This window comes from Anaerosporomusa subterranea, from assembly GCF_001611555.1.
GTDB classification, from domain to species: domain Bacteria; phylum Bacillota; class Negativicutes; order Sporomusales; family Acetonemataceae; genus Anaerosporomusa; species Anaerosporomusa subterranea.
In genome coordinates this window covers 69814-88203 of record NZ_LSGP01000017.1, presented here as the reverse complement: position 1 = coordinate 88203, position 18390 = coordinate 69814, and the positions used below count along the sequence as shown (strand labels likewise).

Annotated in this window: 17 protein-coding genes; 3 read left to right on the top strand and 14 right to left on the bottom strand. The window is 49.0% G+C overall.

The features are described 5' to 3' along the window. Positions 1–209 precede the first annotated feature (209 nt). On the bottom strand, positions 210–2078 hold the full coding sequence (locus AXX12_RS07990) for a sigma 54-interacting transcriptional regulator (protein WP_066240683.1): 1869 nt from the start codon (positions 2076–2078) through the stop codon (positions 210–212). A gap of 151 nt (positions 2079–2229) precedes the next feature. On the opposite strand from AXX12_RS07990, the gene AXX12_RS07985 reads away from it, so the two are divergent. After that, a complete protein-coding gene (locus AXX12_RS07985; protein ID WP_066240680.1) occupies positions 2230–3426 on the top strand; it encodes a CaiB/BaiF CoA transferase family protein in 1197 nt (398 codons plus the stop codon). A gap of 400 nt (positions 3427–3826) precedes the next feature. Here AXX12_RS07985 and AXX12_RS07980 read toward each other — a convergent pair whose 3' ends face one another. The 12 genes from AXX12_RS07980 to AXX12_RS07925 all read right to left on the bottom strand — a co-directional run bounded on the left by AXX12_RS07980 (position 3827) and on the right by AXX12_RS07925 (position 15972). Continuing rightward, positions 3827–5227, bottom strand: a complete 1401-nt coding sequence (locus tag AXX12_RS07980) for an anion permease (protein WP_066240677.1) — start codon at positions 5225–5227, stop codon at positions 3827–3829. 29 nt (positions 5228–5256) lie between these two features. Further along, positions 5257–6177 carry a hydroxymethylglutaryl-CoA lyase gene (locus tag AXX12_RS07975; protein WP_066240674.1) on the bottom strand — a complete coding sequence of 307 codons (921 nt, stop codon included), beginning with the start codon at positions 6175–6177 and terminating at the stop codon, positions 5257–5259. A gap of 259 nt (positions 6178–6436) precedes the next feature. Beyond that, the gene (locus AXX12_RS07970) at positions 6437–7657 is read right to left on the bottom strand and encodes a 6-phosphofructokinase (protein WP_066240670.1); all 1221 of its coding nucleotides are present in this window, start codon (positions 7655–7657) and stop codon (positions 6437–6439) included. Positions 7658–7845: 188 nt separating this feature from the next. Continuing rightward, complete coding sequence (locus AXX12_RS07965) at positions 7846–8781, bottom strand: transketolase family protein (protein WP_066240667.1); 936 nt, start codon at positions 8779–8781, stop codon at positions 7846–7848. Next, positions 8781–9614 (bottom strand): transketolase, encoded by an 834-nt coding sequence (locus tag AXX12_RS07960; RefSeq protein WP_066240665.1) that lies wholly within the window; start codon positions 9612–9614, stop codon positions 8781–8783. The genes AXX12_RS07965 and AXX12_RS07960 overlap by 1 nt, the downstream gene beginning before the upstream one ends. Before the next feature lie 17 nt (positions 9615–9631). Further along, positions 9632–10672, bottom strand: coding sequence for a zinc-binding dehydrogenase (locus tag AXX12_RS07955; RefSeq protein ID WP_066240663.1), 1041 nt, complete (start codon positions 10670–10672; stop codon positions 9632–9634). Between the two features lie 26 nt (positions 10673–10698). Next, positions 10699–11382 carry a GntR family transcriptional regulator gene (locus tag AXX12_RS07950; protein ID WP_066240661.1) on the bottom strand — a complete coding sequence of 228 codons (684 nt, stop codon included), beginning with the start codon at positions 11380–11382 and terminating at the stop codon, positions 10699–10701. A 46-nt stretch (positions 11383–11428) separates the two neighbouring features. Continuing rightward, positions 11429–12154: an ABC transporter ATP-binding protein gene (locus AXX12_RS07945; protein WP_066240658.1), complete on the bottom strand. Its 726-nt coding sequence runs from the start codon at positions 12152–12154 to the stop codon at positions 11429–11431. Continuing rightward, positions 12147–12917, bottom strand: coding sequence for an ABC transporter ATP-binding protein (locus AXX12_RS07940; protein WP_197470705.1), 771 nt, complete (start codon positions 12915–12917; stop codon positions 12147–12149). Before AXX12_RS07940 ends, AXX12_RS07945 begins: the two co-directional genes overlap by 8 nt. Further along, positions 12856–13842, bottom strand: coding sequence for a branched-chain amino acid ABC transporter permease (locus tag AXX12_RS07935; protein WP_066240652.1), 987 nt, complete (start codon positions 13840–13842; stop codon positions 12856–12858). The genes AXX12_RS07940 and AXX12_RS07935 overlap by 62 nt, the downstream gene beginning before the upstream one ends. Before the next feature lie 9 nt (positions 13843–13851). Next, a complete protein-coding gene (locus AXX12_RS07930) occupies positions 13852–14718 on the bottom strand; it encodes a branched-chain amino acid ABC transporter permease (RefSeq protein WP_066240650.1) in 867 nt (288 codons plus the stop codon). Between the two features lie 102 nt (positions 14719–14820). Next, positions 14821–15972 (bottom strand): ABC transporter substrate-binding protein, encoded by a 1152-nt coding sequence (locus AXX12_RS07925; protein ID WP_066240648.1) that lies wholly within the window; start codon positions 15970–15972, stop codon positions 14821–14823. A gap of 144 nt (positions 15973–16116) precedes the next feature. On the opposite strand from AXX12_RS07925, the gene AXX12_RS20145 reads away from it, so the two are divergent. Further along, a complete protein-coding gene (locus AXX12_RS20145) occupies positions 16117–16212 on the top strand; it encodes a hypothetical protein (protein ID WP_407922263.1) in 96 nt (31 codons plus the stop codon). 157 nt (positions 16213–16369) lie between these two features. After that, entirely contained in the window at positions 16370–17401 is a 1032-nt protein-coding gene (locus AXX12_RS07920) for a zinc-dependent alcohol dehydrogenase (RefSeq protein WP_066240646.1), read from the top strand. Positions 17402–17521: 120 nt separating this feature from the next. Here the strand turns inward: AXX12_RS07920 and AXX12_RS07915 are convergent, their stop codons facing one another. Continuing rightward, complete coding sequence (locus tag AXX12_RS07915; RefSeq protein ID WP_066240642.1) at positions 17522–18340, bottom strand: PHP domain-containing protein; 819 nt, start codon at positions 18338–18340, stop codon at positions 17522–17524. Between the last annotated feature and the right edge of the window lie 50 nt (positions 18341–18390).

The window sequence follows — 18390 nt, the reverse complement described above, 5'->3', positions numbered from 1 at the left end:
TTTTAATATAAGTATCAAAGATCCCGAGCAAGAAGCATGCCAAGCAGAAAACCCATCGTTACATATGAGACCTATCGGTAGTAGTAGTGCTAAGAATCGCTGAGGCGGTCTTACCCGCTGGGTCGAGGTTCGATGTTCGATAGGTTGATAATTGTATTGTCCCGTTCAAGAAACCATCCGTCCCATTACAGGGACGAATTTTGACTTGTTCATGGATTTTTCAATTTCCTAGCTACGGTTGACTTACCCACGCCCAACTTTTCTGCTGCTTTACGGATGCTACCCGTTTCCTTCACTGCATGGCGGATGATCTGAGCTTCAAAAGCCTCCACGCGGGCGTTAAGATCGGTCGAGACATTCGCCTTTGAAAGCACACTTGGCGCAATCTTGCGGACTAACTTTTCAATGTCCCGGTCAATCAAATAGTTATCTTTATAGAACAACAAACGTTGACAAAAATTTTGCAATTCCCGAACATTACCCGGCCACGCGTAACGAATGAGCAGCGGCATCATTGCATCTAATACTGATTCCACCTGGTCGAAACCACTCCCCGCCAGAAAGCTTTTGCAAAGCAGAGGAATATCTTCCTGGCGGTCATGCAAGCTAGGAAGTTCAAGATATAGCACATTCAGACGATAATATAAATCCTCTCGCATTTTGTTGGCGGCGACCAAGCCATGCGGTTCTTGATTAGTCGCTGCAACGACCCGAATATTTACAGGAATGATGGTCTCACCACCCACCCGTAAAACTTCCCTCTCTTGCAGGACCCGCAGCAATCGGCCTTGTAGTTCGATCGGCAATGCTTCGACTTCATCAAGAAAAACGGTTCCGTCATGCGCTAACTCAAATAGCCCCAATTTACCTTTGCGTTTAGCGCCGGTAAACGCACCCTCGTCATGCCCAAACAACTCGCTTTCCAGCAAAGACGGCGGCAAAGCCGCGCAATTAATGGCGACGAATGGTTTACTGCGCCTGGCGCTGGCATTGTGAAGGCCTTGAGCAAACATTTCCTTGCCACAGCCGGACGGACCATAGATTAAAACCGTCAAATCCGAATTGGCAAAACTCTTTGCCATCAGCTTGGTTTCAGCTAAAGCAGGTGACTGTCCAATGATATCATCCAACCGATACTTCGCCTTAAACTGGCTTTTTGTCATCTCTCGCCGCAGGCGTTGCTCGACTTTGACCACTCGCGACACATCCTGAAATGTGGCAACAGCTCCCAGAACCTTGGATCCGACCTTAACAGGAACCCGGTTCGTAACAATCCGCAAATTGCCAACATCCTGGAACTCACCAATTTCCATGTTGCCGGTTTTTATGACTTCATTTAAGCGCGAGTTGGGAATTACTTGATTTACCTTTTTGCCGACAGCGTTCGCAGTCTCACAGCCAAGAATTCTCCCTGCCGCCGGGTTAATAATCTCGATGTTTTCCATAGAATCTACGGCGATTATGCCATCATATACAGAGTCCAGAATAGCTTTCAAACGGTGCGACTTACGCTTTTCCTCCCTTCGCAGGTCTGCGACCTCCACCGCCCGCTGCAGTGCATCGCGAACTGTATTCTCTCCTGTACGCAGAAATACGGCCGGCAAGCCAAAGCTTTTGGCAATCTGCACAGACGGACCGCCACCAACGATGCAATAGTCGCCCTCAGCAGCCAAAGATTCAATTCTATTCTTTACATAATCTAAATTAGGAAAGACGATCTCCGTAATTTTTATATCCATGGTTCTTTCCAATAGCGGTAGGCCGGTGAGGTGCTTGCCAAACAAGGTAATAGCAATCTTGCGACTAATTTTGCGAGCCTCATCAAAACACTCCATGATGTCATACAGGCCGGAATCCGCCTTAATTACTGGAGCGTCGTAGCGGCGAGAAATGGCATCCGCCGTGCCGCCCCGGCTAATAAAGACATCAATCTCAGGCCCTGCCAGCTTATCGATGACCTCGCACGCATTATCCATCCAACCCTCATATACCTCAACCTGGATGCCCATTTCCTTAGCCAATGCCTCTGTCATCGAACCCATATCTCGAAACGGTGATAACACCACAATTCGACTCATACGTCGTCCTTCTTCCATCGATCATTTACCAATGTATGCAATATTCCATACATTTTTTTAATATCCTCCAGTTCCATCGCCGCAAAAAGTTCTTTCAGTCGGCATGAAAATTGCATTGTTATTAGTCAACAATAAGTTGGAGGGGATAACGATGCAACGTTTAGGAGCTATGGAGGGTATTACTGTTCTCGATCTTACGCGTGTCTTAGCTGGTCCCTTTTGTAGCATGATGTTGGCCGACATGGGCGCAAACGTCATAAAAATCGAAGAAGCTGGCAAGGGCGCCGATGAGCGCCAACTTGGTCCGTTTCAAAACGGTGAAAGCGCTTACTACATGAACCTCAACCGCAATAAGAAAGGCATAACTCTCAATCTCAAATCGCCAAAAGGCAAAGAAATATTTAAATCATTGGTTAAACAAGCTGATGTTGTGCTGGAAAATTACCGTCCGGGAACTATGGTGAAGTTGGGCCTGGGGTATGATGTACTAAAAGAAGTCAATCCCCGCATCATTTACGCTGCCGTCTCCGGATTTGGCCAATACGGCCCTTATACCAAACGCCCCGGCTATGACATCATCAGCCAGGCCATGAGTGGTTTAATGAGCACTACCGGCTGGCCGGGCGGCCATCCGACCCGCAGCGGCACCGCCATGGGCGACGTTCTCGGCGGATTGTCAGTCACCATTGGCATCCTAGCCGCGATTCACAACCGCACATATACTGGCTTGGGCCAAGTTGTGGACGTGGCACTCGTCGATTCAGCCGTAGCAAGCCTTGAAATCATCAACATGATCTATTTCACTGAAAAACGGCTGCCGCAGCGCATCGGCAACCGCTATGAGTCGGTATATCCATACGACTCCTTCCAGGCAAAGGACGACTTGGTTATCATCGGCGGCGGCAACGACAAGCTTTGGACACTTTTCTGCAAACACATTGGGCGTCCTGAGCTAAGTACACATCCAGACTATACCCGCACTCGCGATCGCGTGAAGAATCACGTTGCAGTGAAGAAGATTGTCGAAGAATGGACCATGACCAAAAATGTCAGCGAGATCGTTGATGAACTCTTAGCAGCAGGCATACCCGCTGCTCCCATTTACACGATTGAGCAAGTTGCCCACGATCCACATATCGCCGGAGCGCGGGAAATGTTCGTCAATGTCGAGCATCCGAAAGCCGGCCCAACCACCCTCACCGGCTCGCATATTAAACTGTCTGATACCAAGCCGTCTATCCGCACCCCGTCGCCTGACTTGGGGCAGCATAACGAGGAAGTCCTTAGTTCAATGCTCAATATGAGTCAGGAAGAGATTGCAGCATTGAAAGCTGAAGGCGTAATTTAAAAGAAGCCAGCCAAGCAGCAGAGGTAGGGAAGATCGCCGCGCTGCGCTCGCGATGCAGACCGTGTCATTGCGAACGCAGTGAAGCAATCTTCCCTGTTCTTTCGCTCCAGCAAGTCAACGATTCATCCATGCCAGTTCAATCCCGATGTTCAGCCCCGCTGAACGAGCCTCCCCGTCCGTCACCATCCTATTGACAAGCTTCACACAACAAAGCCGTAAAAACGCGCTGAGATGCCCCAGATGCTAGGCAGCCCTGTTCCCCTTACAGTGACGCGTACTGGAAGTACGCGTCACTGTAAGGGGAACAGGGCTGATTGCGCAACTCTTGGCACTTTAGTGCCTTAGAGTTGGCGGCATACCCTTTACGGGTGCAACGCAGATGGGGTATATCAGCGCCTTTTTACCAGAGGCCGAGGACTTTCCACCACATGCCGCCTATCCCTATCCAAATAATCATATTCACCACCGATGCCATAAAGCCCAGTCGCCACCAGGCCTTTTGATCAACATAGCCTGCCCCGAAATAGATAGGCGCAGTACCTGTCGAATAGTGGGTCAAACCGCCGCAAAGATTTGATATGAATCCCAGACCAAGAGCGGTTAAGTAAGGAGGCGCGCCAGTTGAGACTGCCACCGCTAAGAAAGCGGGATACATGGCTGTCACGTGTGCGGTCAGGCTGGCAAAACCATAGTGGGCATACATATAGACAACATATAAGGTAGTCAGTGCGGGTATCCAGGAAACTCCGGCCAGGTTAGCGCTAACTGTCTTGGCAAACCAGGGAATAAAGCCCAAAGAATTGAGAAAACTGGCCATACCGACAAGTCCACCCATCCAAATCAGGGTATCCCAAGGTCCCTTGTCATCGAGTATGTCCTGCCAAGTCAATACTTCTGTTATTAACAGTACGCATACACCCATCAGCGCAACCAGTGTCGCGTTCAATTTCGTAAAGCTGGAAGTGCTCCAGAGCAGCAGTGCTGCGATAAATACACCCAAGACAACTTTTTCAGCTTTGCTCAGACTACCGCGCTTCTCCAATTCCCTGGCTGCAAGCTGCTTCGCTTCCGGCGTGTGCTGCAACTCCGGCGGATATAATTTATATAGCAAATATGGCGTCAGAGCAAGTGCAATTAAACCAGGAACCGAAGCAGCCAGCGCCCACGTCCCCCAGCTAATATCAATATTTGCCGTCTTCTTCGCCAATACCGCCACCAGCGGATTTGCCGCCATCGCTGTCATGAACATCGCTGAGGTAATGACATTTACCTGGAACTGGGTTGTCATCAAATAGCCGCCAATCCGGCGAGCCGTAGGACCAGGCTCAGAATCAAACGCCGAACACAAACTGCGGACAATCGGATATAAAACACCGCCGCCTCTGGCCGTATTCGACGGTGTGGCAGGCGCAAGAATTAAATCGCTGATCGCCAACACGTAGCCCAGCTTTAGTGTACTGTCGCCGATTGCTCGCATCAGCAGATACGCGATCCGACTGCCTAGTCCAGTCTTGATAAAACTACGGGCGAACAAAAAGGCACAGACAATCAGCCAGATCGTAGCATCGGCGAAGGCAGACAACGCTTGCGGAACAGTTAGCGTGTTGGTCATCGCAGCCACCGTAATGCCGATTATAGCCATTGCGCCCATCGGCAGTGGTTGCATAATGATCCCGGCGATGGTGGCCACAAAGATGGCCAAAAGTTGCCAGGCCTGCGGCTTAAGACCGGCCGGTACCGGTATCAGCCAGATTGCCGCGCCGATGATAAAAATCGCCACAAATGCCTTGATCTTGTTCATCAGTATCACTCCCTTTTTTGCTTGTGATCTTATCGCGCACGTTGGAAGCAATCGTAGATTTTTGCTTTTGCCATGTGACTCGACAACGGCGCATCCACTTTATTGCCAACCACGCCAACCACCTGCAGCAGTTTCTCCATGTCTACCCCAGTTTCAATACCCATTTCATTGAACATGCTAACCATGTCTTCTGTCGCGGTATTGCCAGCCGCGCCTGGCGCGAACGGGCATCCGCCGAGCCCGCCAACTGAGGTCTCAAATGTCGTTATCCCGGCCATTACTCCAGCCAACGTATTGGCCAGACCCATGCCGCGGGTATCGTGGAGGTGCAGCGAAAAGCTCACATCAGGGAAATCTCTTTGCATCCGGACAGCTAATGCGTGCACCCTGTCAGGTGTTGCCACCCCGATGGTATCAGCCAACACCAGTTTATTGATACCTAGCGCCGTAACCTTCTTCGCCAGCGCGGCCACTGCGTCAGGCAAAACCCAGCCGGTAAATGGACAGGCAAGCGCGGTAGCCAAATCCACCCGAACCTTCATGCCTGGCAGGCCTTCTACCATTTTCGCAATCTCAGCCAGCGACTCATCATGTGTACGGTTGATATTCGCTTTATTATGCTCAGGTGTAACCGACACAACACAGGCCACCTCACGGATTCCCGCGTCCCAGGCTGCTTGCGCCCCTTTTAGATTCGGCACTAGCGCACTAGCCTTGATCCTGCCGCCGTACTGTTCAAGTATTGACTGACAGACAGCAGTCGAATCGGCTAATTGCGGAATCGCCTTGGGCGAAACGAACGAAGTTAGCTCCAGACTCTTTATGCCTGATTCAATTAGCCCTTTAATAATCTCAACCTTGTCTTGAGTAGGAATAAATGTCTTTACATTTTGAAATCCATCTCTTGGGCCTACCTCAGTGACTTCGATTCTTTTGGCTGTAAGTTCCATGGTCCAACCTCCTATACAATCCTTAATTTTTGAATTATGCAAAAAATGTGCCATGATTAGTTCTGTAGTCCACTCGCCCATCCCGGTACTTAGCTATATCCAACGTATATGGCTTCAGCCCTCTGTAAACATCTGATACGCCCCTTTTACGTCCCGCTTCCAGGACGAATCGTCCCTATCATGGGACAAAAAAATGCTCGCGCTAAAATGCGCGAGCAACTGAAAACCGAAATTATTAACATTCTGGGAAATTACTTGATTAATCGTTCCGCAACAATTTAGGGACTTTTGGTGCCCTGAGCAGAGAAGGCGACGGTAGTCCAGACCCTAGTAATGGCCGAACGTAATACTTAAACGCATCGGTGACATGATTACCTGCAGTGTTGATGAACTCGTCTGGCATTAATTTGGTTTTTCCCGCTACCTCTGCCAATTCTACTAGGCGGTAATCAACCGAGTAATAGCCAGTACGCTCAATAGCTACCGAGCCATCGACATTTTTCCAAAGGGCAATCTGTACCGCCCGCTCACCGACTTCCCTGGCCTCGTGCTGATCGACATCAGAAACGCATCCCATAAAGGAGCGTTGCAGATAACCAAAAGTATCGCAGCGGACTCTAGATATCTTCAACTTTTCTTTTATTTCCTTGGTTAGTAAGTCACCGAGAGCTCCTGTGCCTGAAAGAGTGCTGTTACCATGAGCATCGACTTCAATATCCTTAAGCAAAGATGCTACGATCGGCGTGCCGCTGGTATCCCTTATGCCTTCCGAAAGAGCCACAACACAGACTCCTGTTCGATCATAAATCTGCTTAACGTCATTTAGAAACTTGTCAATGCTAAACTCCCGCTCTGGCAGGTAAATCAGATGAGGTCCATCTTCCGGATATTTTTGAGCAATCACCGAGGCTGCTGTAAGGAACCCGGCATTGCGTCCCATGACGACACCGATATAGATCCCGGAAAGTGCCCGAACGTCAAGATTAGCGCCCATAAAGGCTTGCGCTACAAACCGCGCCGCTGATCCGTAGCCTGGAGTATGGTCATTGATCACCAGATCATTATCAATGGTCTTCGGCACGTGAATTGCCCGCATTTCGTAATTTGCCAGCTTAGCCTCTTCGTTCACGATCCGCACAGTGTCAGCCGAATCATTGCCTCCAATATAGAAGAAATACCTAACATCGTGGGCTTTTAACACTTTAAAAATTTCGTGGCAATATTTGCTGTCCGGCTTTACCCGGGTAGATAACAGCGCTGATGAAGGTGTAAGAGCCACTTGTTCCAGATTGTGCGTTGTTTCCTGAGTTAGGTCGAGAAACTCCTCGCTTACAATACCTTCCACACCTTTGACTGCGCCATAGACTTTGGTCACCTGGGGGTATTTTCGCGCTTCTAATACGATGCCAACCAATGTTTGATTGATGACCGCCGTCGGGCCTCCCCCTTGCGCAATCAGTACTTTGCCTGTTAGTGACATATTTGTCCGTTCCTCCTAGGATTTTTTTATCCTCTCGGCAATCTAACCATGCTAAGATTTTTGAGTATTATCAAACATACCAAGGCTACTGTTATTATTCAAGAAAATTTCTTGAATTTCCTACTTGGATACGTTAGAAAATAAACTTAAAGTCACGGCGATGACCGTGACTTTAAGTTCCGCGATTGCTATTTCAATTTTCGATTCAGAACCTTTTGCACTGCCTCTGCCACGGCGTCTTTATCTAGTCCGTGCTTGCTCAATATACCCTCATAACTACCAGATTCGCCAAATACGTCCTTAATACCGACGATCTCTAGCGGCACGGGTGAGGTCTTTGCCAGCACTTCTGCTACAGCAGAACCCAGTCCGCCATATATTGTATTTTCCTCAACCGTTACTACAGCTCCGGTCTTTGACGCTGACGCCAGCAGCAACTGTTCATCAAGCGGCTTAACGGTATGCATATCAATGACTTCCGCCTCTATGCCTGTTTCGGCAAGCAGGGTCGCCGCTTCAAGAGCCTTTGTCACCATATAGCCGTTAGCAACAATGGTGACGTCCTTTCCGGTCCGAACCACGATTCCCTTGCCAATCTCGAAATTCATACCCGGAGAGTGAACAGGCGGAACTTCAGCCCGGCTAAGACGCAGATAGACCGGTCCTTTCAACGCCGCAGCCGCAAGCGTAGCCTTCCGGGTTGAGTGCTCATCTGACGGAACGACAACCGTCAGGTTGGGAATTGATCGCATAATCGACACATCTTCAACTGACTGGTGGCTGGCGCCATCATAGGAATCAGAGAAACCGCCATATGCGCCGGCGATCTTCACGTTAAGCTGATTATAAGCAACCAAGCTACGAATCGGATCTGCCGCTCGCAGGGCAAAAAACAGCGCAAACGTATTGACGAAAGCAATCTTGCCAGTCGCTGCTAAGCCAGCAGCTATCCCCACCATATTGCCTTCAGCGATACCAATATTGAAGAATCGCTCAGGGAACGCGTTTTTAAACAGAATCGAACGGGTTGAACTGGCGACATCGGCATCCAGCACAACAACATCGGGGTTAGAGCGGCCAAGCTCTACCAGCGCCTCACCATACGCTTCTCGCATCGCTTTCATTATTGCGCCACCTCCAAGTCCCGCATAGCCTGAGCAAACTGCTGGTCATTAATTGCCTTGCCATGCCATTCATTCTTTCCTTCCATGAAGGAAACTCCTTTTCCCTTCACGGTTCTAGCCAAAATCACACTCGGAGCGCCTTGGAATGACTTCGCCTCGATAAACGCGGCATCAAGAGAGTCAAGGTCGTGCCCATCAGCTTCAATGACATGCCAGCCAAATGCCGCAAACTTCTGCTTGAGCGAGCCCAGCGACATAATTTCTTCCACCGTACCATCTAGTTGCACGCCATTATTGTCTACAATTGCAGTTAAATGATCTAGTTTAAACTTGGCCGCTGCCATCGCGGCTTCCCAAATCTGCCCTTCTTGCAGTTCACCGTCTCCCAATAGCACATAAGTACGGTAATTTTGATCGTTAAGCCGGGCGGACAGAGCCATCCCAATGCCGGCCGATAAACCAAGCCCCAGCGAGCCTGTCGATAAATCAACGCCAGGTGTCTTTTTCATGTCTGGATGTCCTTGCAGCTTACAGCCAAGCTGCCGCAAATTCGCCAACTCCGCTTTGTCAAGAAAGCCCTTTTCACAAAGCGTGGTGTAAAGAGCGGGTGCGCAGTGTCCTTTTGATGCAATGAACCGGTCACGGTCGGCACATTGCGCGTCTTTGCAGTCCACCTGCATATGCCTAAAGTAGAGAGTGGTAAGAATTTCAACGGCAGACAGCGAACCGCCCGGATGTCCGGTCTGCACACCGTGTAGGGTCTGAATAATCGTTTTGCGCATTTCTGCGCAGATACCTCGCAGTTCGGCAACAGTTTTTTCGTCAAGAGCCATAATGCCGCCTCCTATTTTTATTCAACTGGGGTAAGAACTAGTTTATAGCCTTCTTTATCCTCAAACATCTTGAACGCTTTCTCCCATTCCGTTATCGGCATGACGTGAGAGACCAAGTCACGTGTATTGACTTTGCCTGAGGCCATAAGCTGGATGGCCTTTTCCCAAGACGTCCAGGTAGAGCCAAGCGAGCCAGTCACCTTCAACTCGCGAAAGCAGATCTTCTCAAAGTCAATTTGAATGGGTTTGCCAAACAGTCCAATCTGAGTATAGTGGCCGAACTTCCGGGTAAGAACCAGCGCATCGTTAGCCGCTCTCGCCGCGCCTGAACATTCGAGGGTCACGTCAGCGCCTTTGCCGCATGTCAGTTCATTGATCAGAGCGGCCAAATCTTGCTCCGTTACGTCCACGGTATAGTCAGCGCCCAATTTTTTGGCCATCGCCAAGCGTTCGCGGTCAATGTTCGTGCCGCTAACAACTACAATGGCCCCCTGCGCCTTGGCAACTTGTAAGGCTAGCATACCAATCGAGCCCGGACCGCTAACAAGCACAACATCACCAGTAATGATCGTGGTCAATTCAAGGACAGCATGAGTTACACAGGCTAGAGGCTCTGCCAGTGCTCCGGCAATAAAATCAATAGCGTCAGGCAGTTTGTGGATTCTTTCCTTCGGTACAACAGTGTAACTAGTGAAGGCCCCGTTATACCAATAGCCCAGCGTGCGGCGGTTGTTGCATAGATTATAGCGTCCAGTCCGGCAGTGCATACAGTCTCCACAAAAGCTTACAGCTGTTTCTGAAGTGACTCGTTCGCCGACTTTCCACTGGGTTACCCCCTCGCCAACTTCCACAATGACGCCAGTGAACTCATGTCCGGTGACGACCGGCGGATTAATGGGAATACCGGCAATATCATCATGGAAGATATGCAAATCCGATCCGCAGATGCCGGCTGCTTTAACTTCGATTTTTACCTGACCGGGACCCGCCTTAGACTCGGCCACGTCGCGAACTTCCATGTTGCCGGGCCCCTTTGCATATTTGACTAATCCCTTCACTTGACACCCTCCTTTCTAAATAGAGATTACAACGACAGCCGCGCGCCGCTCATATAATCTGAGCCAGATCTCCCCGTACTAAGCCGGAATGCCGCATAACGAGACTTCGCAATATGTATCTGCATGGCCTGGGCCGCTTTATCTGCATCGCGAATCATCATCGCTGCAATAATCTCTCTATGCTCGGCGATGGTCTCCTCCATGCGGCAAGGCAATCGGGTCGACAGAATGCGAATCCGCTCGTTTTGCGCATAAATGTTGTTCATCATTTGTATGAGGTAGGAATTGTCGCAGGCAGCAATGATCATCTGGTGAAATTCATCGTCCAGACTGGTCAGTTGATCATAATCGCTTGTTAAGCAAGACTCAAACAGTTGATCAAACCTGGCTAATTCCTCTACATCAATAATAGGGGTGACCAATCGCACAATGAACGGTTCCAAAATTTCTCTGACTTGATACACATCGTTGATTGTCTTTACTGTTATTTCTGAAACAAATACCCCTCTTTGAGATACGATTCTCACCAAATTTTCCTGTTCAAGCCGGTTTAGCGCCTCCCGGACTGGCGTGCGGCTGACTGCCACTGTGCTAGCCAGCTCTTTCTCATTCAACAGACTGCCTGGCGGCCAGGTACAGCTGATAATGTTTTTATGAATTATTCGGTAGGCCCTTTCTTTCAGGCTCTCCTTCACTTTCAGCAAATCCATGCTTCACCTGCCAGCAAAGTCGTAACAACCGTTAAGATTAACCAATCTATACGACCTTTTCCTTCAATTTGCCAAGGTATGCTTCTTTAACCCGAGCATCATTGATTATATCTTTAGAGTCCCCTTGCAGCACAATTCGGCCACCTTCCAGAATGTACACTTTTTGCGACACTTCCATCGCCAAAAGTGCATTCTGCTCTACCAGCAATATCGGCACCCCCATCGAATTGATTTCAAGAATTTTCACAAACAGCTCATCAATCACTTTCGGCGCCAATCCCATTGAAGGCTCATCTAACATCAACAGTTTGGGACGTCCCATAATCGCTCTGCCGATAGCCAACATCTGCTGTTCGCCGCCGCTGAGGCTCCACGCGTACTGCTTTCGCCGCTCTTCGAGCCGGGGAAACAACGAAAATACTCTTTCAAGATCTTCTGCGACAGACGCATTTTTTATGCCACGCCAGGAGACACTTCCCACCTCCAAGTTCTGCTGTACGGTAAGTCCCGGAAAAACATGCCGTCCTTCGGGAACGTGCAGCAAGCCGGCTTTGGCAATATATCTAGGACTTTGCTTCTCGATATTTTCACCGTTATAACAGATTTCGCCATTCCTAGTCACCAAGCTTGATATAGCTCTGAGTAGCGTCGTCTTTCCCGCTCCGTTACTGCCGATCAGCGCTACAATATCTTTGTTGCCAACTTCAAGGGAAACTCCGTGCAGAGCTTCGATATTCCCGTAATGCGCATACAGATTATTAATCTTAAGCACTTCGGCCCCTCCCCAGATACGCCTCAATAACAGCCTCATTACTCTGAATTTCCTCTGGTTGGCCTTCAGCAATTGGACGGCCGAAATTCAGTACGGTAATGCCGTTGCAAAGGCTCATGACTAAATCCATCGAGTGTTCTACCAACAAAACCGCTGCATCACCTTTGACTGCACAATCAATTAGTGCTACTACTCGCTCCATCTCTTTACTATTCAGGCCAGCGGCAGGCTCATCCAAAAGAATCACTTTGGGGTGAGACAAAATTGCTCTAACAATTTCAAACAACTTTTGCTGCCCATACGATAATGTGGTAATTGAGTCGTTCATGTTGATGCTAAGTCCTGCAGCGTCAAGCAATTCACTAAGGGTGTATCCGCAACTTGTCATAGACTTTTGCTTCATATTCGCCAAATCAATACCTAGATAAAGATTAGTCTGTATATCGCAGCGCTTCAAAAGCCGGGGATGCTGAAATGTTCTGGATACACCTCCTCTGGCCCTTACATGACATGGCTGCTTGCTAATTAGCTGCCCGTCCAGCCAAATATTCCCCGAGTCCATCTCTGTGACACCGCTAATCAGATTAAGCACAGTCGTTTTCCCGGAACCATTCGGCCCAATTAATCCATGCACTTCTCGCGGACTAAGAGAAAAGGATACTTCATTCGCAGCAACAACACCGCCGAAACGTTTGCACACCCTATCTAATGTCATTCTTGGCTTGAGTAGTTGCCCAGCCTCGTTTGCTTTGCATGATTGCATACAGCTTCTTACCTCCCCCGATAAGTCCCTCAGGCATTACCACCATCAGCAGCATTACGCCTACTCCGTAAATTAGCATGATATACTCCTGTAGAGGTCGGAACCACTCAGGCAGTAACATCAGCAGTGCAGTTCCGATCATTGGCCCTGCTAGGTAATTGTAGCCACCCAGCATCAACATAACGAGATACAGCGAAGATTGTGCAAAGTTAAAAGTGGTCGCGCTGATGTAGCTAGCCAAAAACGCGAACAGCGACCCGGCGATTCCGCAATACGAAGCCGCAATCGTGAAAGCGATGATTTTATTCCGGTAACTATTCACTCCCATGCACTTTGCAGCAATTTCGTTATCCCGTATTGCCATGAAGGATCGCCCGAGAGCAGAACGATGAAGTTTCTGCGTTACTATGCTGATAGTAACTGAAACGACAAAAATTAAGAAGAAACTGCTTGTTTCTGAGCTAAGTTCAAAAGAGCCAATACTGAAGGCCGGAATATTGCCGATTCCATCGGCGCCGCCAGTTACCGGTTTCCAGTTTTGAAAAACTCCGTTCAGGATCATAACTAATCCGATGGTGGAGAAGCCGAAATAATGCCCTTGCAGGCGGAATAGAGCTAAGCCCATAATAAAGGCAACTATGGCGGCGCCGGCCCCGCTGGCTATGAGCGCGAGCAGCGGACTTACCCCAAGCTTGGTCGTCAAGATTGCCGTAATATATGCTCCTACACCCCAAAAACCCGCTTGGGCAAATGAAATTTGCCCAGCCATGCCGAAAACAACGAACATACTCAGCACACAAATATAGGTAATCATGGTCATGTTTACAACCCGCAGCATATAATTCGAAGCGGTCAGCGGAATAGTTATTGCTAAAACAGCCGCTAGTATGGTGATTATCCAAAACGCTTTCTTGTTTGCCATCATCGTGACCACCTATACCTTTTCAGCGATCTTCTCGCCGAATATTCCTTGCGGGCGAACGACCAGAGCCAAAATCAAACATAAAAATACAATCGCGTCACGGTATGTCGTGGAAATGTACGCTCCTGCGAAAGTATCGACAAAACCAATTAGTAACCCGCCAATAATTGCGCCTTGAACGCTGCCAAATCCGCCAATAATTACTGCGGCAAATGCCTTTAACCCCGTGATGCCGCCCATCGTTGTTGTAACAAAGAATAAAGGAGCCAGCAGCATTCCTCCAACTCCCGTTATCAGTGCGCTGATAGCAAAGGTTAACCCCGTAGCCAATACTACCGGAATACCAATCATAGCCGCCGCATACTGGTCCTGAGCGGTTGCCTGCAGGATATGTCCCAGATACGTCCGTTCAAGCAGTATAAAGATTGCAGCCATCAAGAGAGCGGCTACTCCGATGGTTACGATGAATTGCCACTCAATCGCCGCCTCACCGAGTTTTGCAATGCCGTGCACAATTGGATCCACTGCCAGGGGCGCCGGACCCCAGACAAGGGTGGCAACTTCTTTTAAAGCAATTGACGCGCCGATCGTACTGATGATGACCGTGATATCCCAGGATTTCCGCAGTGGCCAATAGGTAATAAAGTGATAAACAACTCCGACCAACCCCATGAGTAACGCACAGGTCGCCAACGCGGCGCCCTGAGGCAATCCGAGCTGCAGGGTCAACGTGTATGCGGCAAAGGCGCCGAGCATCAGAAATTCACCCTGAGCAAAGTTGACTACCCCAACCGCCCGCCATATCAGCACCATGCCCATCGCGACCATTCCATAAACAATTCCCATCGCTAAACTGGCAATGATCAATTGCCAAACCATCTACATATTCCCCCCTTGGGAGGGGAGCAAGATGTTTCCTGCTCCCCAATCATTCTAGCTCATCTGCACTTTATAGTACTTCTCGCCAGATCGCCTTATGTGTTAGCGTCCTTTTACCGCCTCGATAACTACGGGGTTGCCCTTCTTGGTCTGAACAATCCATACACCTGTGCCGCCGCGATTGTTCTCGTCAAAAGTAAAGGTTGTTGAAACGCCAACAAAATCCTTAATGGAGGACATGGCTTTTTTAACCGCTTCCTTCTCGGTGGAACCCGCTTTTTTCAGCGCTTCCGCTGCCAGGTACAGTGCATCATAGGTCATGGCTGCGTTAAACTCTGAATCAATCTTGTATTTTTCTTTGTATTTTTTGGCAAATTCTTGGCCTTTCGGTATAGGGGTTGAAGTTACATAGTCAGCAACCGAGTATACGTCTTCGGCATTTTCTTTTGCCAAATCGATTGCGATCTTAGTAACATACGAGTTGGAACCAATTAAAGGTATATTCAAATCGAGGGCCTTTTTCTGTTTCATGATTAATCCTGCTTCTGTCTGTTGTGACCAGGCAAGAATACCGTCAGCGCCGGAAGCTTTGATCTTCGCCAATTGCGGCGTGAAGTCTTTATCGCCTGAATTATAGGCCACGATCAGAACCGGCGGAAGGTTCAAGTCTTCGAGTGCCTTTTTCGCTACCGCAGCTGCACCGGATGCAAAGTTGTCCGTATCATGCATGATAGCGATTTTTTTCAGTTTCAACTGATTGGCGGCATATTTAGCAATAGCAGTCGCTGAAATGGCGTCATTAGTACGAGCTTGGAACATCCAGGGATTTTTCTGATTGCCGATATCATTGCTGCTACCGATAACCAGAGTGGGGATCTCAGCCTTTTTAATACCAGGAGACATAGCCAGATTCATTGTGCTGAAGATAGGCCCAATAGCAACTGCGACATTGCTGCCTGACAGTTTGTTAAAGGCATTGACGGCGCCAGCGTCATTGCCGTTGTCATCCTCAAAGACTGCTTCCAGTTTACGTCCATTGATCCCGCCCTGAGCGTTAATTTCCTCAACAGCCAATTGAATGCCATTTCTAGTATATTGACCATGTAATGCCCGTTCACCAGTCAATGAAGAGACCACGCCAATCCTAATCGGCTTATTCTTGTCATCTGTCGTAGCTTTCTCCGAAGACCCGCAACCAACCAGTAACGAACCAATCATAGTCACAACGAGTATAACAGTCAAAAACCTTTTCATATCCACACTCTCCTCTCTGAATTAGCCCATAAGACGTGACACCAAGCCTCTGTTCTCTCCTCCTTTCTATAATCCGCGCCCGAATATTTCTAGTTGTAGATCATTGAACGAATAGCTTTCGGTGTTTGCCATGCGACGCCATAAATAACGTCCCTTGCAACAATAGCACGGTTACTTGCCAGTCGAGTTTGCAACGAATGTTGTATGCTAGCTGTATACCAGTTGAACACACTGGTTTAATTCCATTAAAAGGAAAAAAGTCCTTCATAAATAATACAATTTTGTTATTTTCTTGAAATTTATTATTTCTGATCATTTCATAGGCAGGAATTTGATGCAGCGCTAAGAAGGTATTATTTGGAAGTTTAGGAAAATCCCGCAAACAGGAGGGGTAGGTATGCTGCACGCAGTGCTAGGCGGTCCAAGAAATATCGAATACAGGGAGGCGCCGATTCCAATACCAGAAGCGGGACAAGTGTTGGTTGAAGTGAAACGAATTGGCGTTTGCGGTTCGGATATCCACGTTTATCATGGTCGACACAAATATGCAGTGTTCCCACTTGTGCAGGGACATGAAGGATCAGGCTTGGTAGTACAAACCGGGCCGGACGTAACAAACGTTTGCATTGGTGATCGGGTAACGCTGCGTCCGCAGCTTTATTGCGGAGAGTGCCGGCTATGCCGCGAAGGTCGTTACAATCTTTGCGAAGACTACAAAGTCATCGGCGTCCTCGGCGGAACTACCGGAATGGCATCAGAATACTTCTTGACAGATGCGTCTAAGCTTCATCGTCTGCCTGACGGGCTGGATTATGACGCTGGCGCAATGATCGAGCCGCTGGCTGTTGCCGTTCACTCTATCAGATTGGGGCAAAGGTATCATGACGGGAATATACTGATTCTTGGCGCTGGACCGATTGGCAACCTGGTAGGCCAAGCGGCGAAGGGCATGGGAGCGCGCTCTGTCATGATTACCGATATTAACCCTTTTCGGCTAGATATTGCAAAAAAATGCGGCATTGATCATATCGTCAATACCGCCACTGAAGATTTAGAAACCGCTATTGTCACTCATTATGGGCGTGACCGGGCCGATGTAATTTTGGATTGCGCAGCTACAACCGGTACAATGGACCAGTCGGTCAAGTCTGCACGACGCGGCACGAATATCGTCACCGTCGGAAACTTCTATGATAAAGTTCCCGTCGAGCTTGGGTTGACGCAGCGCCGTGAGATCAATATCATTGGCGCGATGAATTATGTGAGCGAAGACTACGCGGAAGCTATCTCTCTGCTCAATGCCGGAAAGGTTAAGATCGGCGACCTGATTAGTGCCTATTTTGGCCTGCAGGACTATCCCGCCGCCTACCAATATATAGATGAAAATAGCAATACGGTCATGAAGGTACTAATAAAAGTCCGCGATTGACTGACGAATAAGCCAGAGGCATAGATGCGCCGACGAACAGGCAACAGCCGCAAAAAAGGGAACTTGCAACAAAGAATGCGCAAACTTACACACGTGACCGTGATGTGAGTTTGCGCATTCTCATACTAAGAGACTCTCTAATTTTAACCTTTCCATGTGTAATACCGGGCGACCCAGCCGCCGCTCCGGCACAAAGACACCATGACAATCTGAACCGCCGGTAATTAACAGCCCATGCCGCTCACACCATCGAAGCGCCCGCAAGCTTGTGGCGTCGTCTTGGCTGGGATGAAAGCATTCCACCCCGTCAATCGCTTCCTCTGCAAAAGAATCCAGCGTCTCCTCAAGCATCGTCCCATGGAAGTCACTGCCTGGGTGGGCCAATACAGCCTTGCCGCCCGCCGCGTGGATAGTAGCGATTACTGCTTGAGGCGAGGGGAAAGTTGGGAAGACAATACCGCGTTCAGCGGTAAATAGCTTGCTAAAAAACTCTTTCACATCAGCGCACAGCCCCTTGTCGGTCAGGTAGCTGAGCGATTTCCAGCCACCTCTGGCCGGATTGTGCCGGTAGTCGTGGTATTCTGCATAATTGATTGGCAACCCCTGAGCAATCAGCTTGTGGATACTGTCTTCATCCGCCTGTTCCATCAGCTCTGTATTATGCCTAAGCAGGCCCTCGAGCGGCTTAGACTGATGGTCTATTCCATAACCAAGGATATGAAAATTCCGGTCACGTACCGTAGAGCAGATCTCGACTCCTGGAATAAACGACAGCCCAGCTTCCCGGGCCAGTCGCGCCGTCGCCGCGAGACTTCCCACACTATCATGATCAGTTACAGCAAATAGCCCAATACCTGCTAATCGGACTTGTTCGATCAGTTCGGCTGGTGTCCAGGAGCCGTCTGACGCAGTTGTGTGAATGTGTAAATCAACAATCATGTTTGACCTCAACGATAAGTGATATTACCTAGTCTGCCTCAATGCGGCCA